The organism is Effusibacillus pohliae DSM 22757, assembly GCF_000376225.1.
In the GTDB taxonomy this organism is placed as follows: Bacteria; Bacillota; Bacilli; order Tumebacillales; family Effusibacillaceae; genus Effusibacillus; species Effusibacillus pohliae.
Map to the genome: position 1 here is coordinate 18,177 of NZ_AQXL01000126.1, position 20,689 is coordinate 38,865.

The following is a 20,689-nucleotide window of genomic DNA, read 5'->3' on the forward strand; positions in this document are numbered from 1 at the left end:
ACTATAATGGGAGGAAAATGGGAGGGAATTTTGATAGCGGGTGGGTGGAATCGGATGCGGAAGTCTCTGTACGAAGTACGGCAGTTGCTGAAGCGGTTTCAGATTTTTGTCTATACGGGAAACGAGTTGGACGATGCGGTGCTGATGGAGGCGGAACTGGAAGACTTGTACGAAATGAAGCTGATCGAAGAGGAAGAATACCTCAAGGCGCGGCTGATGATTAAGCAAGTATTGGCAAACCAGCATCATAATACTTGATGGAAGAAAGCGCAAGAAGCAAACCGAGAGCTGAGGTGGCGCGAAAATGAGTGTGTTCCAATTGGCCTGTCTGCTTGCGGCGGGACTGTTCTGCATTGTGTTGCCGTTTCTTTCGTTTCTGGTGGTGAAACGAAAACTTCCCTCCCGCTGGCGGATTTTCTGGATCGGTGCGCTGACGTTTTTCATCTTTCAGATCCTGCTGCGGCTGCCGTGGCAAATCCCGCTTGCTGCTTGGATGCGCGAACATGCAGCAGAGGGGTGGATGTTGGTCTGGTTCACCTTGTTGTCCGGGCTAACAGCAGGTCTGTTTGAGGAGACGGGGCGCTACCTGGCGTACCGATTTTTCGTGAAAAAACCGACTGTAGGCGACGGCGTCGCATTGGGGATGGGCCACGGCGGAATCGAGAGCGCGCTGCTGGTGGGTGTCAGCATCATTTCGGCCAGTATCGTGACCTATCTGGCTACACATCAACAGATTGCCATCCCGCCCGATCAGATGGCTGCATTGGCGGCGCAAACCAACCTGAACGGACCGTGGTATCTGAATTTTGCCGGAGCTTATGAACGGGTGATGGCGCTGATCGCTCATGTGACGATGAGTTTGCTGGTGTATGTGGCGTATACGCGGAAACGGTTCTCGTATTTTTTGATCGCGGTGGTCGTCCATATGGCGATCGATGCGGGCGTTGTCCTGTTTGCAAAATTCACCGGCAGCACGCTGCTGGCGGAGGTGCTGCTGACGGCGGTGGCGGTTGCCGGATGGTTGTGGATGTCACGTTTGATTGCAAAAGAACGCGTTCAAATGGATATAATTAGGACGGATCGTTCGCTGCATGTCCACTGATGGACGATTTTGCTGCTTGATTTCATCCAGCAAAGAGTGTATGATAAAATTACGTGCCGCTGTCGGCGTGTTAGGCAATATTCTGACGGCGAGCCATCAATAGGCAAGGCAACAAAGAGTGGTTGTCACGGGCCGAAGCGTTGAACGGGGCTTCGGCCTTTCTTTTTTTACAAATTCGCTACAAACTGTCAACCGAACCGCAATATTTCCGTTGTACGATGAAATTGTGAAGCGGCTGGCAGTTTCACATCCCGATCACTGGCACTCCCCATGAGTGCCCCCCCTACCGGATACCGCTGCCGGGACGCAAGGATCGTGCGGACCGGTGGTGTTGTTCCATACAGGAAAGATGACAGAGGTGGTCATCATGGCCGTCAGCGAAGGTGGGGCTGGCGGTTTTTCTATTCAACCGCTTCCCCCAAACATGCATTGATCGAATTTTGCTGCATCACTTATTGACGAATCTTGTGAAAACCGGGTAGTATAAAAGTAACATTCCTGAACGAGCGCTCGGTCGAGGGGGGTTCGTGACGGTGTCCGCCATCGCTGCCACTGGCTGCTGCGGTTCCGAAAGCGAGACCGTCCGACCGCGCGTTCGGCGGCTGGAAAAGAGGGGCTGTGCGTGGCAAACAAAAGCAAACCGATTCCTTCTTTGGTAAAGGATCAAGAACTGGTGAAAATCCGCCGGGGGCAGATCATCCGGGCTGCCGTCGATCTGTTCGTGGAGAAAGGGTTTCACAAGACGACCACTCGCGAGATTGCCCGCAAAAGCGGACTCGGGATCGGGACGCTGTATGAATACATCCAGTCAAAAGAAGACGTTCTCTATCTGGTCTGCGACTTTATCCACACCGATGTTCTGCAGCAGTTGGATGAGGAGATGACACACGGGCATACGGGCCGGGATACGCTGGTCAACGCGATTCGCGACTTTTTCCGTGTGATGGATCGCATGCAGGACTATGTGCTGCTGATCTACCAGGAGTTGAAGTCGCTTCCCGGCGAGATGCTCCGCTATGTGCTTGCGAAGGAAGAGGAGATCACCAGCCGCTTTGAGCGAATCCTGGAACGGGGGATTGCGGACGGCTCACTGTTGCTGGAACCCGGTTCCGTCAAGCTGATGGCGCACAACATCGTGGTGCTGGGCCAGATGTGGGCGTTCCGCCGCTGGGCGCTCGGCCGCCATTACACGCTGGATGAGTATACGCAGCATCAGACCAGCCTGATTTTGCAAGGGATGCAGCCAAAAGACCAGGTGGCCACCTGAGGCGATTGAGTCAGGACTCCGCTTGGACGAACCGGAGCTGCTCCTGAACGCGGCGGGGTTGCGACGGAGGGCTTGCGAATGTACATGCGTCGCCGATCCATTCGGCGAACTGTGGACCGCGATTTTGTACGCGCGTTGCCGACCGGTTGTTTGGTAGAAACAAGGGGAGAAGGAGGAGCATTTGATGGAAACCACCGTGTATCGTCCGAAACATAAAATCCGTTTTGTCACAGCGTCCAGTCTGTTTGACGGGCATGATGCGTCGATCAACATTTTCCGGCGGATTCTGCAGGCGTCCGGCGCGGAAGTGATTCACCTGGGGCACAACCGTTCGGTTGAGGAAGTGGTGAACGCCGCCATCCAGGAGGATGTGCAGGGAATTGCCGTCAGTTCCTACCAGGGCGGGCACATGGAATATTTCAAGTACATGTACGACCTGCTGCAGGAAAAAGGGGCCGGCCACATCAAGATTTTCGGCGGCGGCGGCGGCGTGATCGTGCCGGAGGAAATCCGGGAACTGGAAGCGTATGGCATTACCAAGATCTATTCGCCGGAAGACGGGCGGCGGATGGGACTGCAGGGGATCATCAACCACATGCTGCAGGAGACCGATTTTCCGACCGTCCGCGATCTGCAGAACGAAGTGGAGCAGCTGCACGAGAAAAATTCGCTGGCGATCGCCCGCCTGATCACGTTGGCGGAAGAGGCGGTGAGAACGAAGGAGGCTGCCGCTTCCGCGGGGGCGGCCGGCAACGGCCCGGGTGCCGGACAGGCGGCTGCAGCCGGGAGCGCGGCAAACCATGGTGCGGCGGAGATCGCCCCGGCGGCGGAAGCGATTTTGGCAACGGTCAAGGAGAAGGCGGCTGATGTGCCGGTCGTCGGCATTACCGGGACGGGCGGAGCCGGCAAATCCTCGCTGACGGATGAATTGGTACGCCGGTTTTTGAACGATTTTGCCGATAAGACGGTGGCGATCCTGTCGGTCGACCCGTCCAAGCAAAAAACGGGCGGTGCGCTGCTTGGCGACCGCATCCGCATGAACTCGATCCACAACCCGCGTGTGTACATGCGTTCGCTGGCGACCCGCAAGTCCAGGTCGGAGCTGTCGGCGGCCATCACCGATGCGATCAACGTGGTGAAAGCAGCCGGATTCGATTTGATCATCGTCGAAACATCCGGAATCGGCCAAGGTGACGCTGGAATTACCGAGATCGCCGATGTGTCGCTGTATGTGATGACATCCGAGTTCGGGGCGCCGTCCCAGCTTGAAAAAATCGACATGCTCGACTACGCCGACCTGATTGCGATCAACAAGTTTGAGCGGAAAGGGTCGGAAGACGCGCTGCGCGACGTGCGCAAACAGTATCAGCGCAACCACAATCTGTTCCATGTGAAAGAGGAGGAACTCCCGGTCTACGGCACGATCGCCAGCCAGTTTAACGATCCGGGGACGAATGTTTTGTACCGGGCGCTGATCGATACGATCAACCGGAAATGCGGCACCGATTGGCAATCGTCGCTGGAAATCCGCGAGACGAGAAGCCGCAAAAATTATATCGTGCCGCCTGACCGCACGATGTATCTGGCGGAGATCGTCAACACGGTGCGCAACTACAAGAAATTCACCGACGAGCAGGTGGCGATCGCCCGCAAGCTGTACCAGCTGCATGGGGCGAAGGAGACGCTGGCGGCGGCCGGTGCGGACGCGAAGCTTCTGCAGTCGCTCGATCAGCAGATCGCCCATTTTGACGGCATGCTGCATCCCGAATGCAAACGCATCTTGGAAAATTGGCCGAAGCTGAAGGAAACCTACCGCCAGGACGAGTTTGTGACCAAAGTGCGGGATAAGGAAGTTCGCACAAAACTGTTCCACACTTCGCTGTCCGGCTTGCGGATTCCGAAGATCGCGCTGCCCGATTTTGCGGATTGGGGCGAAATCCTGAAATGGAGCTTGAAGGAAAACGTGCCAGGCGAGTTTCCCTACACGGCAGGCGTGTTCCCGTTCAAACGGGAAGGGGAGGACCCGAAACGCCAGTTCGCCGGTGAAGGGACGCCGGAGCGGACGAACCTCCGCTTCCATTACCTGTGCAAAAACGATCCGGCCAAGCGGCTGTCGACCGCGTTTGATTCGGTCACGCTGTACGGCCACGACCCGGATACCCGCCCGGACATCTACGGGAAAATCGGCGAATCGGGCGTGTCGGTCTGCACGCTGGACGACATGAAGAAGCTGTACGCCGGTTTCGACCTGTGCGACCCGTCCACTTCGGTGTCGATGACGATCAACGGCCCGGCGCCGATTTTGCTGGCGATGTTTATGAACACGGCGATCGACCAGCAGGTGCAGAAGTTTGTCGAGAAAAATGGCCGCCAGCCGAATGCGGAGGAGTATGAACAGATTAAGGCCTACACCCTGTCGACCGTACGGGGAACCGTGCAGGCGGATATCCTGAAAGAGGACCAGGGGCAGAACACCTGTATTTTCTCGACCGAGTTTGCGCTGCGGATGATGGGGGATATCCAGCAATACTTCATCGATCACAAAGTGCGCAATTACTATTCGGTCTCGATTTCCGGCTACCATATCGCGGAGGCGGGGGCGAATCCGATCTCGCAGCTGGCGTTTACGCTGGCGAACGCGTTCACCTACGTCGAATACTACCTGAGCCGCGGCATGCACATTGACGATTTTGCGCCGAACCTGTCGTTCTTCTTCTCGAACGGCATGGATCCGGAATACAGTGTAATGGGCCGGGTGGCGCGGCGGATCTGGGCGACTGTCATCAAGCACAAGTACGGCGGCAACGAGCGTTCGCAGAAGCTGAAGTACCACATTCAGACGTCGGGCCGTTCGCTGCATGCGATGGAGATCGATTTCAACGACATCCGGACGACGCTGCAGGCGCTGATCGCGATCTACGACAACTGCAACAGCTTGCACACGAACGCGTATGACGAAGCGATCACGACGCCGACGGAAGAGTCGGTGCGGCGCGCGATGGCGATCCAGATGATCATCACGAAGGAATTTGGCCTGGCGAAAAACGAGAATCCGCTGCAAGGCTCGTTTATCATCGAGGAGTTGACCGATCTGGTGGAAGAGGCGGTGCTGGCCGAATTCATGCGGATCAACGACCGCGGCGGCGTGCTCGGGGCGATGGAAACGCAGTACCAGCGCGGCAAAATCCAGGAAGAATCGATGTATTACGAACAGTTGAAACACAGCGGCGAACTGCCGATCATCGGCGTCAACACGTTCCTCAATCCGAAGGCGCTGGCAGGCGAGGCGGAGGCGCCGAAGGTGGAACTCGCCCGCGCCACAAGGGAAGAGAAGGAACTGCAAATTGCGAATCTGCGCGAGTTCCAGGAGCGGAACAAAGACAAGGCGCCGGAAATGCTGCAGCGGCTGAAGCAGGTGGCACAAAGCGGCGGCAACATTTTTGCGGAGTTGATGGAAACGGTCAAATACTGCTCGCTCGGCCAGATCACGCAAGCGCTGTATGAGGTCGGCGGCCAATACCGGCGGAATATGTAAAAGATGAAAGTACGTCGCTTCGGAGAAAGTCCGTCAACCCGGCAACATGCCGGCGGTGGCGGGCTTTTTTTAAATTATACATAAAAATAATTTAACAAATAAAAATAAAGAATGCAGAGTGATGGAAAGAAAAAATTTTTTGAAATAGACATGAAATAGGCAGGAATACCATGAGTTTACGTAGAATATAGTCAATACATCGCAAAAAAGATTGGAGTAGTTACAAATGTTGAAGAAAATGGTAGTGGCTGTCCTGTCTGCTGTAATACTGCTGACCAGCATGGAGTCTCTGTCGTTTGCTCAACCAAAAAACTCTGCCGATCAGATTAGTACCCCGGTAGATTTCACAACTACGAATTCTAGCCAGTTTGAAATCGAACCTGCGGCAATTTTAATCCCTGACAAGTTTTCACTGACATCTTCAAGACGAACAGAGAGTAATCAAAAACATGAAGGAGTCAGGTGTTGACGAGGCAATTTAAAAGAAACTGATTAATAAACTAAAAAGAGGCGAAAAGTGGGATTCCATGAAACCGGAAATGTTGCCACTGGCCAAAAAAGAAGTGAAGACCACTCCCACGAGTCGTGAAACAAGATACACTTTTCCTGATGGCTCCATGATTATTCAGAGCGTAGATGGTGGAACGACTAGCTGTGGAACAGGATATTGCAACTTTACAAACATGACCGTAAAAGAAACACGGTGGTATTGTGAAGGTAGATTTCAAGCTGATTTTACGCTGGTTAACGGCGGGGACGACTACATCTCACGCGTTTATGATGCCCAGGTTTGGTCAGCCGGATCGATCAGTGATGTTTCATTAAATCTCACCAAAGCATGGGAAGATCTTAACGGTCCAGCAGAAGCCGTGTTGCGGTGGGTGGCGTACAATGGTGTTACATCCACCACATATATACTAAAACTCAAAGTTGGCGGGAATAATTATTGGGATGAATGTAACTATTAACGGGGGACATTCCATCGTTAATTCTGTAAGAGGGGGAATGTAGATGGAGATGTATCCGGGAACGATCTTTTTCCAGATTGTGCTTTTGATCATGGTTGTCGCGATATTGGGTGTCGGAATTTTACTCTACAGATCCCGCAAAAAGTAACTTTCATAGCGTAAATATGTAAGGGACCCTGATGGGAATCGGGGTCCTCTTAGTTGTTTTTGTAAGTTTGGTTCAGGCTTGTCTCGCTCAGAACTTTCTTTTGCATCCACACCACGAGCACGGTGCCTACCAATACCATGCACCCCCCGACTGACTGAAGCCAGGTCAACCGCTCCTCGAACAACAAGGAAGAGCAGACGATCGTCACCACCGGTTCCAGCGAACTAAGGATAGACGCCTTGGTCGAGCCGATCACACGGACGCCGGCAAAAAAGGCCAGGATCGACAGAACGGTCGACACCAATGCGATGCCCACCACAGATACCCAAGCCTGGCGGCTCATTTCGAGGTTCAGGCTGCCGGTGGCGATACCAAGCACCAACAGGGCGAAAGCGGCGAAGAAAGAGATAAACGCACTGGTGGTAACCGGCGGAATTTGCGCCACCACCCGGTTGCCGAACACAATATAGCACGAGTACGTGAGTGCCGCGCCGACCGCGCACAACACGCCCACGATGTTGATTCTGTCGATCGGGGCACCGAGAACGATGGCGACGCCGGTAATCGTCAGGCAAATCGACAGAATCGTTTGCCTGGACAGCTTTTCATGTTCGACAAAAAATGCGAGCGCCGCGACAAACACCGGATACATATACAGAAGCAAAGCGGCCAGTGAGGTCGGGATATATTTTACGGATAAAAAATACAGGCTCGACTGGATGGTGTAGAAGATTCCCCCCAGCAGAAACAGCGACATGAATTGGCGAGCTGTCAGGCGGTATCCTTTCGTTTTCGCAAACAGGTATGTAAAGAAAAACAGGCTGGCGATGGAAAATCGCAAAAACAGCAGAGTGGTAACACTGGCTCCCCCCTGGTACGCATACAATGCAAAAATCGGCAACAGCCCGAATCCTGCCGCCGACAGAATTACGTAGACAGCACCCAAATAAAACGGATTCATACAAATTCCTCCAGGTGTGCGGATCGATGCGGGTTGCAATTCTGAACTTATTATAAATTTCATCCAAAGATCGCGCCATACTTCATTTTCGCATATTTCCCCGGGAATGGGGCATATAGATACAAGATGTGAAACACGATAGGACGGTGAGTGCGGATGTGGATCGTCAAACAGCAACATAAGCGGGACGACGGCGAGAGCGTCGCGATCGAGCTGGAACATTCGGACGGGTGGATGGACGCGAACGTGCGTTGGGACGGCTGCATGGAAATCCATTTGCGCACAAAGACCGAGGAAGGGCATGGGATGACCGGTACTGTGCATACATGCGACATCGACGGACTGATCGAAAAGCTGCAACAGGTAAAGCAAATCAGCCAGGAATACTTCGATTTTAAAGGCTATTGGCAGCGGCATACCACGGATGAGGCGGAGATTTGAAGCAAACCTGTCGGCAACGAGCGGGGTTGCTTTTTTCGTTTGGGTGTGATAAATGTTTTGTATACGAATTTTTTTTTGTGAAACTATTTCTGTGCGATCAAAGGAGGATCCGATGGATGTCTTCAACCACGAGCTGATTCGTTCCTTCTGGAAAATCACGCGCGCGTTCAAGCGCATCTTCCGTGAAAGCGCCGAAGCGGCCGGTTTGACGGGCGTCCAGTTGTGGTGTCTGTTCATCATCTCGAAACATCCCAACATCGGATTGGGAGAATTGGCAGACCGGGTGCATTTGACCAACAGCACGATAAGCGGTGTGGTGGACCGGCTGGTGAAGGCCGGCCTGATCGTGCGGGAGACGCCGCCGCACGACCGACGGGCGATTTCGCTTGTGATCACCGACAAAGGACGGGAGAAACTGCAACAGTTCGTCGCGCCAGACTCCGTCTTGGTGAAACGCCTGTCGGTACTGCTGGAGCTGCCCGATGAGGATGTGCAGACGCTGTTGCGGATTCATCGGCAAATTTTGCGGAAAATCGAGATCGAGGAGGACTGATTTTTTGTTATGAACAATTTTCGCCGTTTGCTCGCAGTCAACATCATCATTCTCGTTTTGCTGGTGGGGGGCGGCTTCGCCGGTTGGTACTTCCTGAACCAGTCGGCCACCTATCTGACAACCGATAACGCAAAAATCGACGGGCAGCCGATCACGATCGCCGCGACAGCAGCCGGGCAGCTGGTCGATTGGAACGGGGAAGTCGGCAAGACCTATCAGGCGGGCGAACGGGTCGGCACCATCCAGGTGGCTGGCGGAGCGCCGACAGCGGCAGCGGCGGCCGGACCGGTACGGACAGATATTACGTTTCCGATGAGCGCTACGATCGTCGAACAAACGGCTGTCAAAAATTCGTTTGTGACGCCCGGCACACCGCTTGCGCATGCGTTCGACCTCGATCACCTGTGGGTGACCGCAAACATCAAGGAAACCGACATCAATGATGTGAAAGTTGGGCAAGACGTGGATGTGTATGTCGATGCTTATCTCGGCACGACGCTGAAAGGGAAAGTCAACCGAATCGGCCTGGCCACCGCGAACACATTTTCCCTGCTGCCCAGTTCCAACAACACCGCCAACTACACAAAAGTGACCCAGGTGATACCCGTTACGATCACGTTTGACGGATACAAAGGATTGAAACTGATGCCGGGCATGAACGTCACCGTCCGAATCCACAAGTAGAGAGGCGGATGCTGGGATGTCCGGATACTTCATTGGATATATCCTGTTTTCGTTGTTGGTGCTGGCGGGGGTGAACAGACTGCTGCGGCGCCAGCCGTCCGCACGAACAGAACCGGTTGGCCAAATGGCCAAACCGCTGGAGCCGGAGAAACCTTCCGCGGCGAGGAAACTGTATGAGCCCGGAAAACAGCAGCAGGCAGGGGAGGCGAAGCCGGATCTGCAAACGGCTGCTCAGACGGGTGACTCAAAAGCCACGCCGGGGCAGCCGGTGCTGTCCCCGAGTGCGCCGGCAACAGAGCCGCATCTTAGCAAGGCGGCAGTGGAGCCGCAGCCGGACGAAGCGATCAAGCCCGGTCCGATTGTTGCCGTCCTGATGGCCGGCGCGTTTGTGGCGATCCTCAATCAGACGCTGATCAATGTGGCGATTCCGCATCTGATGAGCGATTTCAATGTCTCGGCCAACACGGTCCAATGGTTGATCACCGGCTTTATGCTGGTCAACGGGGTGCTGATTCCCCTGACCGCGTTTCTGATTGAAAAATTCGGCACGCGCAAGCTGTTCATGGCGGCGATGATTTTCTTCACGGTCGGCGCGGTGCTGTGCGCAGTGGCGCCGACGTTCGGTGTGCTGCTGGCGGGACGGCTGATCCAGGCGGTCGGCGCCGGCATCATCATGCCGTTGATGATGACCGTGTTCCTGATGATCTTTCCGCCGGAAAAAAGGGGCCGGGCGATGGGGGCGATGGGAATACCTTTGATGTTCGCGCCGGCGATCGGCCCGACGCTGTCCGGCTGGATCGTACAAAATTACAGTTGGCGTGTGCTATTTTACATTGTGATTCCGATCGCACTGATCGATTTGCTGCTGGCTGCTGCCTGGATGAAAAATGTGGCGAAACTGTCCAACCCGAAGCTGGATGTGTTGGGAGTTGTCTTCTCCACATTGGGGTTCGGCGGTCTGCTGTACGGGTTCAGCGAGGCGGGCAACAACGGGTGGAGCAGCAGGGAAGTGGTGATCTCGCTGGGGATTGGGCTGATCGGGCTCGCGCTGTTCGTTTGGCGGGAACTGACCGTGGAAAAGCCGATGCTCGAGCTGCGGGTTTTCAAATATGATGTGTTCCTTTTGACGACCATCATCAGTTCGATTCTCAACATGGCACTGTTTGCCGCGATGATCCTGCTGCCGATCTATCTGCAAAACATCCGCGGCTTCACGCCGCTGGAATCCGGTTTGCTGCTGCTGCCGGGCGCCCTGATCATGGGGATTATGACGCCGATTGCCGGCGCGATTTTTGACCGGATCGGCGCCCGCTGGCTGGCGGTCGCCGGGTTGCTGATCACGACGATTACGACGTGGGAGTTCAGCAAATTGACGGCCGATACGAGCTACAGCCATATTTTGTTGCTGTATATCATGCGAATGTTTGGCATGTCGTTTTTGATGATGACGATCATGACGGCCGGCCTCAATCAGTTGCCGCGCCGATTGAGCGCCCACGGAACGGCCATGTCAAACACGCTGCGGCAGGTGGCAGCGTCGCTTGGCACCGCGTTTTTGGTGACCGTGATGTCGACGCGGGCGAACGTTCACCTGGCCGATTATTCGAATGTGGTGACGGCGGACAACCCGATTCTGTATCAAAAAATCAGCGGTTTCGGGGCGCAGCTGGCGGCTGCAACCGGTTTGCCGCAGCAGGCGGGCGCGGGTCTGGCTGCGCAAGTTCTGCACGGCCTTGCGATGAAACAGTCGGTGATCGATGGCATCAACGATGCGTTCCTCGTCGCGACCGGCATTACGGCGGTTGCATTGGTGCTGGCTTTCTTCATCAAACGAACGAAGCCCGCTGGGCAGGAAAATCGATAGCAGCAGCACCTCAAACAACGCAGTCCAAAATCTTTGGGCTGCATTGTTCTATTGAAAGAGCGAATTTTTGTGCGGTACGATTTAAACGTTTGTTTTAAACATTTGATTAAAAGATTGTTTCAAAAAGGGGGGCTGTGCAGCTGGTGGCTTTCATGCGGACGGATCAGGGTTACGACCGGTTGAATACCCGGCCGGATTCCGGCACACTGGTTTAGAGAGAATTCGATACGGAAAGGATCCGATCAGATGGCAGGCAAAAGGCGTTACGAAAATCTGGACCAGGCGAAAACAACGGGATCGTTTCGGGAGTTTGTCAAGTGGCAGCAGGAGCGCCGGCGGAAAGTCAAGGATCTGTCCTATGTGGTTCCGCAAGCCGACCGGGTGGACATCGAATTTCTCCGGGCCAATCGGACGGAGACGACGATCACCTGGATCGGCCATGCGACGTTTCTGATTCAATTGTCGGGCCTCAACATCCTGACAGACCCTGTGTGGGCGAACCGGATGGGATTCGAAAAACGGCTTGCCCCGCCCGGCCTTGCTTTGACGGAGCTGCCTGCGATCGACGCGGTGCTGATCTCCCACAGCCATTACGACCACCTGCACTTCCGCTCCCTGCGGCGGCTGAAAGGCAGTCCGCTGCATATGGTGCCGGCCGGTTTGCGTTCCCTGTTCCGGAAAAAGAGGCTGCCCCGGACGGAGGAATTCGGCTGGTGGGAGTCGAGGAAAATCGGCCGGGTGGAGTTTCATTTTGTCCCCGCCCAGCACTGGTCGAAACGGACGTTGTGGGATACCAACCGCTCGCACTGGGGCGGCTGGGTGGTCACAAACGGGCGGGAAACGGTCTATTTTGCCGGTGACAGCGGGTATTTCCGGGGCTTTCACGAGATCGGCCGGCGGTTTGCCGTTGATGCGGCGCTGCTGCCAATCGGCGCCTACGAGCCGGAATGGTTCATGTCGCCGCAGCATGTGACGCCGGAGGAGGCGGTGCAAGCCTATTTGGACGTGGGGGCGGATACGTTTGTGCCGATGCATTACGGCGCTTTTCGGCTGGCGGATGATACGCCGAGAGAAGCGCTCGACCGCCTGCAGGCCGAGTGGGCAAGGCGCGGGTTGCCCTCTTCCAGATTGCGAATCCTCAAGCATGGCGAAACCATTCGATTGAGCACAGGAGCGGATGGACAATAAAAAATGCGCTGCTGGCGTTTCTGAAAACACCGACGACGATCGTCGGGATTGTGATCGCGCTGATGTTCCAGGTGGTTTTCGGTGTCGTCTGGATGACCGGTTATGACGGTGTCAGCGACAATGTGAAGAAGCTGAAAATCGCCGTCGTCAACCGCGATCTTTCCCAACAGCGTCTCGTTTCATCAGCAAATCATGCCTGCCGGTGAAGAGCCGGCGCTTGACGAGCGGATCGAGGAAACGATCCGGTTTGTTTTAGGCGGCCTTGGATATCAAGCAGATATGGAGGGATCGAGAGCATGAACCGCACGATTGAAATTTTGCAAAACCACAGGTCGATACGGAAGTACAAGCCGACTCCGTTGACGGAAGAGCAGGTGGAAGCGATCGTACGCTCCGCCCAGATGGCGTCCAGTTCCAGCAATGTACAAGCTTACAGCGTGATCGGCGTCACCGATCCGAACATGAAAAAAGAGCTGGCGGCGCTCGCCGGCAACCAGGCCTACATTGAACAGTGCCCGCTCTTTCTCGTGTGGTGTGCCGACCTGTACCGCTTACGGGAAGCGTGCGCCATGCAAAATACGGAGATGGTGCACGGCACGATGGAAAATTTTATCGTAGCGACCGTTGACACCGCGCTGGCTGCGCAAAACGCCGCCGTTGCCGCCGAGTCGATGGGGCTTGGCATTGTATACATCGGCGGCATCCGCAACAATCCGCGGGAAGTGACAAAACTGCTGCGGCTGCCCGAGTTGGTGTATCCGATTTTCGGGATGTGCGTCGGCGTGCCGGATCATGATCCGGGGATTCGGCCGCGGCTTGGCAGCGAGGCGATTTTTCACCAGAATACATATGACGCCGGCAAGTTCAAACGGGAAATCGAATCATACGACCGGGTGATGCGCGATTATTACCTGAGACGGACAAATGGCAAACGGGACACGGTTTGGTCAAAAGAAATGTCTGACAAATTCCGCCAGCCGGTGCGCACTCATATGCGGTCGTTTCTGGAGGAGCAGGGATTTCGCTTCGACTGATCAGCCGAGCAAGCCAAACGCCAACTTGCCCAGCAAGCCGACTGTAATCCCGAGAATGCCCGCCAGGACAGCAAACAGCAGATAGGCGAACAGCGGACCCCAAAACGCCAGCGCGGCTGACACATGATACACCCGTTTGACGATGTGCACCATCACGATCAGTTGCAATACAAACGTGCCGCAGCCGAGCAGCAGGACTCCGATCATCAGCACCAGCTTGGCCAGCAGGTGGGGGGAATCGTGCGCAGTCGGGGCGACTGCCAGCGGCAGCAGGATCGCCGGCACCACGAGCGGCAGAACGTGGTACGGATAGAGCAGGTACAGATAGCGGGCCCGCTCCCTCCGTTCCGCCGGGTCGCTCGGCAAGTTGTGCCGGTTGACCATCCGCAGTGCCAGTTGCACCAACATCCGAAACAAAAAGCGGGAAAACAGAAGCCCCCCGATCGGCCCGATCGCGACCAGTACGATCAGCCACGGACGAACGGCGGAAACTCCCGTCTGCAGCAAATAGAGGGACAAAACGGCCGACAGGCTGACGACCACCATCGTCAGAAAAAAAATTTGGTTCGATCGCATATAATTTTTCTCGGCGAGCAGCCGGTCGATCGTTTTTCCGGGATATGTAAACAGGTCGAGAATGGTTTGCCACATGCTTGGACCCTCCTCGAACCCATGATACGGGAAGCGTATGTTTATTTCAACGTAAGAATGCAGGGAACGCCGTAGCCGATCGCACCCGGCCGGTTCATCTGCCCGATATAGCGGATGCCCCGCTGGCATTGGGTCGGACATGCGATGCAGGTGTCGACTGTGACGATTTTCATCTGTGGTTGGTGATGCTGCGGATCGGACTTTTTTTTCTTTTTTGCCCCCGGTTTGGAACTTGGTTTTGCCTGCGACTTTCCGGCCATTTCCATCCCTTCCCTTGCGAAATTTTTGGTTATCCATATGTCGAATCCGTCCAACGTGTGCCTGTACGTTTGCAGGTCAAGCGGGAGCGGGTGACGAATCACTAAAAGGGACATGTTGTATCTCTCAACCAAAGGTGAACCGCAAATGCATATCATTCAAACGTCTGCTTTAAAGCCGGGAGATAAACTGGGCAAGCCGGTGTACACGGAAACGGGGCAAATTCTTATCAACACGAATGTGGAATTGACCGCGAGCATGATCAAACGCTTGCGGGAGTTGGGTGTGCAGACGGTGTATGTGGCAGATCCGCGGACAGACGACCTCGTCGTGGATGAAACGGTATCCCATGAAACCCGGCAGCGGGCGACGCAAATCGTCTTCCACACGTTTTCGCGGATGATCGAGGCGAGAAAATGGAACCGGACGCTCACCCTGTCCAAACCGGGGACGGAGTTTCGCAAAATGTTTGAGGACATTTTGCATGAGCTGCAGGGCAAAAAGCAACTGATGCTGCACCTGTCAGGCATCTATTCCTCGAGCAATCACTTGTACGTTCATTCGGTCAATGTCGGGATCTATGCAACCGTGCTCGGCATGGTTATCGGGCTGAACCGCAACCAGTTGATCGAACTGGGCGTCGGCGCCATGCTGCATGACATCGGCAAGACACAGATCCCGCCGGAAATTATTGAAAAACCCGGCAAGCTGACGGATGCGGAATTTGAGCAAATGAAAAAGCATACCACTTACGGCTATGAAATTTTGCGCGAACAGCCTGACATTCCGCTGTTGGCCGCGCACTGCGCCCTGCAGCACCACGAGCGGCTCGACGGCTCCGGCTACCCGCGCGGGCTGCAGGAAAACGAAATTCACCTATACGGCAAAATCGTCGGTCTGGTTGACACTTACGACGCTCTGATCACGAACCGTCCGTACCGGAAAGCATACTTGCCGCATGAAGCACTGGATATCATTTTCGCTTCCGTCGGCAAGTATGATATCGGCTTGATGACTGCGTTCCGCAATCATATCGTGGTGTATCCGGTCGGCATGATGGTGTCGCTGAACACCGGGGAATCGGGCGTTGTGGTAGATGTCAACACCAAATACCCGCATCGGCCGATCGTCCGCGTTTTGAAAAATCCGCAGGGAGAACCGATAGAACCTTACGAAATCGACCTTTCCTCCCGGCTGTCGGTGATGATCGCAGGTTGTGAAAACCCGTTTTGAAAAGGGATTTGAACAGGATATTTTTACTCTGCCGAATGCATTTGACTAAAAAAGCGGGAGGGACGGCAGTTATCACGCTCCTGAACAAACGGCTTTTCCGGCCGTTTTTTGTTTTGTTAATATTTTATTATTTTTTTATGTAAAATTCCTGTAGAAAATTGTCGAAATGGTTGCTATAATGAAAAAGGCTTTTTTCCAGAAAAGCAAATAACAAGAGAATACGCAAAGTGGGGAGTTGAGTATGAGCTTATTTCGCAAAAAAGACATTTCCAAATTACTGGAAGAAAAGGAAAAAGGGAACCAACTGAAACGGGCGCTCGGTGCGTTTGACCTGACCATGCTGGGCATCGGAGCCATCATCGGCACGGGGATTTTCGTTCTGACGGGAACGGCAGCGGCGACGAAAGCCGGCCCTGCGCTGATCTTGTCGTTTATCATCGCCGGTTTGGCTTGTGCTTTTGCGGCACTTTGCTATGCGGAGTTCGCATCAACGGTGCCGGTCTCGGGCAGTGTGTACACATACAGTTATGCGACTTTGGGTGAATTGGTCGCCTGGGTGATCGGTTGGGACCTGATTCTTGAATATTTGCTCGCGGTCAGCACCGTTTCCGTCGGCTGGTCCGGCTATTTTCAGAAACTGTTGAGCGGTTTTGGGATCCATCTGCCGCCTGCCCTGGCGTCGGTTGACCAACCCGGCGGCGTGTTTAATCTGCCGGCGTTTCTGATCGTGCTCCTGATCACCTGGCTGCTCAGCCGCGGCGTCAAAGAATCGGCCCGCCTGAACAATATCATGGTGGTCATCAAGGTGACAGTGGTTCTGCTGTTTATCGCCGTTTCCATCTGGTATGTGAAGCCGGCCAACTGGACGCCGTTCATGCCGTTTGGCTGGAGCGGGGTGTTTGGCGGAGCCGCGTTCGTGTTCTTCGCTTACATCGGATTTGACGCGGTCGCAACTGCGGCGGAAGAGGTGCGCAATCCGAAACGGGATCTGCCGATCGGCATCATCGCGTCGCTCGCCATCTGCACCCTGTTGTATATCGTGGTGGCCGCATTGATGACAGGGATCGTGCCGTATCCGAAGCTGAACGATCCGGCTCCGATTTCACTCGTGCTGCAGGCGGCGGGGCAAAACTGGGTAGCAGGGTTTGTGTCGCTTGGCGCGATCCTGGGGATCACCACCGTGCTGTTGGTGATGATGTACGGCCAGACCCGGATTTTCTTCGCAATGTCGCGGGACGGGCTACTGCCGAAGGTGTTCTCGACCGTGCATCCGAAGTATCGGACGCCCTACGTCTGCACGTGGCTGGTCGGCGTTGTGGCCGCTGTACTGGGGGGATTTTTCCCTCTCAACAAATTGGCGGAACTGGTGAACATCGGAACGCTCGCCGCTTTTACGCTGATTTCGATCGGCGTGATCGTGCTGCGGTACAAGCAGCCGGATCTGCCGCGTGCTTTCCGGGTTCCGTTCGTTCCGGTTGTACCGCTGTTGTCCGCCGGTTTTTGCCTGTTCCTGATGACGCAATTGCCGTTTGACACCTGGGCGGCGTTCCTGATCTGGCTGGTGATTGGCTGCATCATATATTTTGGCTACAGCCGCCAGCACAGCACATTGAACCAACCGACCAACAACTGATAACAAACTGGGGACCCGGCTGTTGTGTGCCGGGTCCCCGATTTTTGCCGGAATGTTGTGGCGGGGTTTTTAGCCGAGTTTTTCTTGATCAAAATTCGGTGCTCTGCGTGTACGGATAGGAAATCGTTCCTGACGGGTTCAGGTTGCGCAGCGCGCGATCGGCCAACGACACGGGAATCCCCAGCCGCGATGCCACATCGTACGCTGTCGGAAAGCTCTCGCCGACCGCCAGTCGCTGCCGGACAAATTCCTGCACGTTGCGTTCCATCGCATGGATATCCATGTTTGCTTCCCCCTCGTCTGACGGTTTATCTGCATGCCGATTCATACGATGCTGATCGCCACTTCACCTGCAAACAACGGTTCCGGCCGACCTGCCCGGCGGCGGATTTGCTCGAGTTCCTGCTCGCTGATCGCTTTTTCGAAACGGCGAAAGCCGGCGATCTGAAACCCGTGTTTGTGAGCCAGCCCATGAATCGTTTGCACCTGGTGCACATCGATGTGGTCGCCCAGCGTAAAGCATTCATAGCGCCGTTCGAGTGCCAACATCATCGTTTCTGCGATGCATGCTTCGGCTGTTTTCGGAGGAAAGCCAAAATTCAGGCCGAAGTCAAGATGCTCTCCCGGGACGGAAATCACGCCGCCATCGATCACCAGCACGTCTGGACGTTTCGTATAGACATGTTCCGACACGTTGCGGGGACGGGCCACATCGCAAATCACCGCCCCCGGTTTTAGCAGATCGGGATCGATCAGCGTGTCGATCGCCGAACTGACGGTCATGATCATATCGGCGCCGCGCACGGCACGGTTAACATCAGTTTCGATCCGGACGTTGTTTTGCAACGAATCGGCCAATGCTTCAAGCCGTGTGACATCACGCGCTACAAGCGTCAGTTCGCCGACATGCGGGCTCAGCAAGCGGCTGCAGACGGAACCGATGTTGCCGGTCGCTCCAATGACGACCGCCCGTGCCCGTTTCGGCTCGATGCCCATCCGCAAGGCTGCCTTGATCGTCCCTTCGATCGCCGACGCCGCCGTGTAGCTGTTGCCCGTTGTCACCGGGATGCCTACACGCTTGGCGACCTCGGTGCCGTGGCCGCTGGCGATTTTTAAAAAGGCGCCGAGGCCGACGATGCCCGCCCCCAATTGCTCCGCCAATTCGCACGCGTGGACGATCCGGTCGATCACGAATGACCGCTTGCTTTGCAAAATCATGCGGGGAGTCAACGGCACCACAATAAACCAGCCTTCCGCCTGTGTGCCGGTGATCGACTGGAGGCCCCGGATGTGCGATACACACCAGGGTTTCAGGTGTTTGCACCCGTGTTCCAGAACCACGCCGGGGATGCAGCGCAGCAGCCGGCTTTTGCGGGCGAAGTCCTGATAGCGTAACGGGTGAAGTATGAATGCAAAGCGCTCCATCTTGATCCTTCCTCTCGCTTGGCTGCGGTCTGTTTGGCACGGTTATTTTTGGTTATTGCAACACTGATTATGCACACAGAAAAAGAGGCGCTTTGGGGAAGCGCCTCTTTTTCTGAACCAAACGAAGGTGGGTCACCTAAGAAATCTTAGGTTACTTGTATTTTAGTTTGAATATTTATTCATGTCAACGGTATTTTATTCCGAGTTGCACGGGATCTGCTGCAAACCCTAGAGAAACCGGCCATGAGCCAGAAAAAATCAGAAAAACAATCGATTCGACCGGTTTTGTTCAAGCGTCACACTTGCGCTTGCCGGAAGCCGGCAGTATGATATAACTTGTCACAAGTTTATGCGGTCGTGGCGGAATTGGCAGACGCGCAAGATTCAGGTTCTTGTGGGCGCAAGCTCGTGGAGGTTCAAGTCCTCTCGACCGCACCATCGACGATGCATGAAGGTCCCGACTGACAAGAATATGCGGCTATAGCTCAGAGGGAGAGCACCACCTTGACACGGTGGGGGCCATAGGTTCGATTCCTATTAGCCGCACCAAACATAACATGCCTCCGATTTTTTTCGGAGTTCCCAGAAAGTACCCGGAGTGAAATCCAGTAGCATTTCTGTCACTTTCTGGGGTGGTTCTGGAGAGGTGTCCGAGCTGGTCGAAGGAGCACGACTCGAAATCGTGTAGGCGGGAAACCGTCTCGTGGGTTCGAATCCCACCCTCTCCGCCAGCTGTAAAAAGGCCTTGCCTGATTGGGTAAGGCTTTTTTTGATGGTCCGGACCCTCATGCAGAGGGCGTTGCCACTTCCAGAGACGAATGAAAATTGGAAGACAGGGTGAGATTGACGAATTCTTTCATTGCTCGCGACTGAAACTGCCCTTTTTTCCAGATCACCGAAAACTCCCTGGTAAACGAATGACCGCGTACTCGCACGACGGACAAAGTCCCCAGCCTTAACTCCTTTTGGATACTCCATTTCGAGATGAATGAGACGCCGAGTCCGGCTTCCACCGCTTCCTTGATCGCTTGCGTCGAACCAAACTGAATTTCCCGCTTCGGTTGAAACTCCAGTTTGCGGAACACTTCCTCAACGACAAACCGGGTGCCCGAGCCGGCTTCCCGAATAATAAACGTTTCATCGGCCAATTCGGCCGTTTCGATCTCTTTGCCCGACGCGAGTCGGTGGGAAGCGGGCACGATCAGCACCATTTCATCCTGCAAAAATGGGGTGATGATCAGATTCGCCGGGTTGACCGGTCCTTCCACCAGTCCCACATCGATCCGGTTGTTCAGCGTGTTGTCGGCAATCACTTCCGTGTTGCCGATCGACACTGCGACTTCCACATTCGAAAACTGCCGCGTAAACACGGACAGCAGCCGCGGAAGCACATACTCGCCGATCGTCAGCGACGCCCCGATGATCAGTTTGCCTGTCACAAGTCCCATCAGATTGTTGATCGCCTGCCGGGCTTCCTGGTGCAATTGCAGGATCTGCACCGCATAGTCATAGAGGATTTCTCCCGCTTGTGTCATTTCCACTTTTTTGCTGCTGCGTTCGAACAATTTCACGCCGTAATATTCTTCCAGTGAATGGATCTGTTGCGAAACGGCCGGCTGCGTCAGATTAAGCGCTTCCGCCGCGCGCGAGAAATTTTTTTTCTCGACGACGGTGACAAACACCAACAGTTGAAACTGCAAGGGAACACCCCGATTCCTCCGAGTACTTGCTTCCATTGTACCCG

Annotated in this window: 20 protein-coding genes and 3 tRNA genes; 17 read left to right on the forward strand and 6 right to left on the reverse strand. The window is 54.9% G+C overall.

What is annotated here, in order from left to right; translation table 11 throughout:
* Positions 1-54: 54 nt before the first annotated feature.
* From C230_RS0112140 to C230_RS20300, 5 genes are all read left to right on the forward strand, one after another.
* Positions 55-258, forward strand: a complete 204-nt coding sequence (locus C230_RS0112140; RefSeq protein ID WP_018132313.1) for a YqgQ family protein — start codon at positions 55-57, stop codon at positions 256-258.
* 46 nt (positions 259-304) lie between these two features.
* Positions 305-1,102 carry a YhfC family intramembrane metalloprotease gene (locus C230_RS0112145; RefSeq protein WP_018132314.1) on the forward strand — a complete coding sequence of 266 codons (798 nt, stop codon included), beginning with the start codon at positions 305-307 and terminating at the stop codon, positions 1,100-1,102.
* Positions 1,103-1,724: 622 nt separating this feature from the next.
* The gene (locus tag C230_RS0112150) at positions 1,725-2,369 is read left to right on the forward strand and encodes a TetR/AcrR family transcriptional regulator (protein WP_018132315.1); all 645 of its coding nucleotides are present in this window, start codon (positions 1,725-1,727) and stop codon (positions 2,367-2,369) included.
* A 184-nt stretch (positions 2,370-2,553) separates the two neighbouring features.
* Positions 2,554-5,904 carry a fused isobutyryl-CoA mutase/GTPase IcmF gene (gene icmF / locus C230_RS0112155; protein ID WP_018132316.1) on the forward strand — a complete coding sequence of 1,117 codons (3,351 nt, stop codon included), beginning with the start codon at positions 2,554-2,556 and terminating at the stop codon, positions 5,902-5,904.
* Between the two features lie 527 nt (positions 5,905-6,431).
* Positions 6,432-6,872, forward strand: a complete 441-nt coding sequence (locus C230_RS20300) for a hypothetical protein (protein ID WP_018132318.1) — start codon at positions 6,432-6,434, stop codon at positions 6,870-6,872.
* A 197-nt stretch (positions 6,873-7,069) separates the two neighbouring features.
* Here the strand turns inward: C230_RS20300 and C230_RS0112175 are convergent, their stop codons facing one another.
* Positions 7,070-7,981: a DMT family transporter gene (locus C230_RS0112175; protein WP_018132320.1), complete on the reverse strand. Its 912-nt coding sequence runs from the start codon at positions 7,979-7,981 to the stop codon at positions 7,070-7,072.
* Positions 7,982-8,137: 156 nt separating this feature from the next.
* Between C230_RS0112175 and C230_RS0112180 the strand changes: the two genes are divergently transcribed.
* From C230_RS0112180 to nfsA, 7 genes are all read left to right on the forward strand, one after another.
* Positions 8,138-8,422 (forward strand): hypothetical protein, encoded by a 285-nt coding sequence (locus C230_RS0112180; protein ID WP_018132321.1) that lies wholly within the window; start codon positions 8,138-8,140, stop codon positions 8,420-8,422.
* Positions 8,423-8,534: 112 nt separating this feature from the next.
* Entirely contained in the window at positions 8,535-8,975 is a 441-nt protein-coding gene (locus tag C230_RS0112185) for a MarR family winged helix-turn-helix transcriptional regulator (RefSeq protein ID WP_018132322.1), read from the forward strand.
* 9 nt (positions 8,976-8,984) lie between these two features.
* Positions 8,985-9,659 carry an HlyD family secretion protein gene (locus C230_RS0112190; protein WP_018132323.1) on the forward strand — a complete coding sequence of 225 codons (675 nt, stop codon included), beginning with the start codon at positions 8,985-8,987 and terminating at the stop codon, positions 9,657-9,659.
* Positions 9,660-9,675: 16 nt separating this feature from the next.
* Positions 9,676-11,523, forward strand: a complete 1,848-nt coding sequence (locus tag C230_RS0112195) for a DHA2 family efflux MFS transporter permease subunit (RefSeq protein ID WP_018132324.1) — start codon at positions 9,676-9,678, stop codon at positions 11,521-11,523.
* 246 nt (positions 11,524-11,769) lie between these two features.
* Positions 11,770-12,711 (forward strand): MBL fold metallo-hydrolase, encoded by a 942-nt coding sequence (locus tag C230_RS0112205; RefSeq protein WP_018132325.1) that lies wholly within the window; start codon positions 11,770-11,772, stop codon positions 12,709-12,711.
* A 50-nt stretch (positions 12,712-12,761) separates the two neighbouring features.
* Entirely contained in the window at positions 12,762-12,917 is a 156-nt protein-coding gene (locus tag C230_RS22600; protein ID WP_156807447.1) for a hypothetical protein, read from the forward strand.
* A gap of 90 nt (positions 12,918-13,007) precedes the next feature.
* Positions 13,008-13,745 (forward strand): oxygen-insensitive NADPH nitroreductase, encoded by a 738-nt coding sequence (nfsA, locus tag C230_RS0112215; protein ID WP_018132327.1) that lies wholly within the window; start codon positions 13,008-13,010, stop codon positions 13,743-13,745.
* Here nfsA and C230_RS0112220 read toward each other — a convergent pair whose 3' ends face one another.
* The gene (locus tag C230_RS0112220; RefSeq protein ID WP_018132328.1) at positions 13,746-14,396 is read right to left on the reverse strand and encodes a hypothetical protein; all 651 of its coding nucleotides are present in this window, start codon (positions 14,394-14,396) and stop codon (positions 13,746-13,748) included. It lies immediately after the preceding gene.
* A 41-nt stretch (positions 14,397-14,437) separates the two neighbouring features.
* Positions 14,438-14,656: a hypothetical protein gene (locus C230_RS0112225; RefSeq protein WP_018132329.1), complete on the reverse strand. Its 219-nt coding sequence runs from the start codon at positions 14,654-14,656 to the stop codon at positions 14,438-14,440.
* Positions 14,657-14,801: 145 nt separating this feature from the next.
* On the opposite strand from C230_RS0112225, the gene C230_RS0112230 reads away from it, so the two are divergent.
* Entirely contained in the window at positions 14,802-15,887 is a 1,086-nt protein-coding gene (locus tag C230_RS0112230) for an HD-GYP domain-containing protein (protein WP_018132330.1), read from the forward strand.
* A 241-nt stretch (positions 15,888-16,128) separates the two neighbouring features.
* The gene (locus C230_RS0112235; protein ID WP_018132332.1) at positions 16,129-17,520 is read left to right on the forward strand and encodes an amino acid permease; all 1,392 of its coding nucleotides are present in this window, start codon (positions 16,129-16,131) and stop codon (positions 17,518-17,520) included.
* A gap of 88 nt (positions 17,521-17,608) precedes the next feature.
* On the opposite strand, the gene C230_RS0112240 is transcribed toward C230_RS0112235, so the two are convergent.
* Together C230_RS0112240 and C230_RS0112245 are read right to left on the reverse strand one after the other, a co-directional pair.
* Positions 17,609-17,803 (reverse strand): hypothetical protein, encoded by a 195-nt coding sequence (locus C230_RS0112240; RefSeq protein WP_018132333.1) that lies wholly within the window; start codon positions 17,801-17,803, stop codon positions 17,609-17,611.
* Positions 17,804-17,844: 41 nt separating this feature from the next.
* Positions 17,845-18,945 (reverse strand): hypothetical protein, encoded by a 1,101-nt coding sequence (locus C230_RS0112245; RefSeq protein ID WP_018132334.1) that lies wholly within the window; start codon positions 18,943-18,945, stop codon positions 17,845-17,847.
* Positions 18,946-19,296: 351 nt separating this feature from the next.
* Between C230_RS0112245 and C230_RS0112250 the strand changes: the two genes are divergently transcribed.
* The 3 genes from C230_RS0112250 to C230_RS0112260 all read left to right on the forward strand — a co-directional run bounded on the left by C230_RS0112250 (position 19,297) and on the right by C230_RS0112260 (position 19,676).
* Positions 19,297-19,383: transfer RNA gene (locus C230_RS0112250), tRNA-Leu, on the forward strand.
* Between the two features lie 36 nt (positions 19,384-19,419).
* Positions 19,420-19,494: transfer RNA gene (locus C230_RS0112255), tRNA-Val, on the forward strand.
* Positions 19,495-19,585: 91 nt separating this feature from the next.
* Positions 19,586-19,676, forward strand: a tRNA-Ser gene (locus C230_RS0112260).
* 54 nt (positions 19,677-19,730) lie between these two features.
* Here C230_RS0112260 and C230_RS0112265 read toward each other — a convergent pair.
* Positions 19,731-20,645 (reverse strand): selenium metabolism-associated LysR family transcriptional regulator, encoded by a 915-nt coding sequence (locus C230_RS0112265; RefSeq protein ID WP_018132335.1) that lies wholly within the window; start codon positions 20,643-20,645, stop codon positions 19,731-19,733.
* Positions 20,646-20,689: the final 44 nt, after the last annotated feature.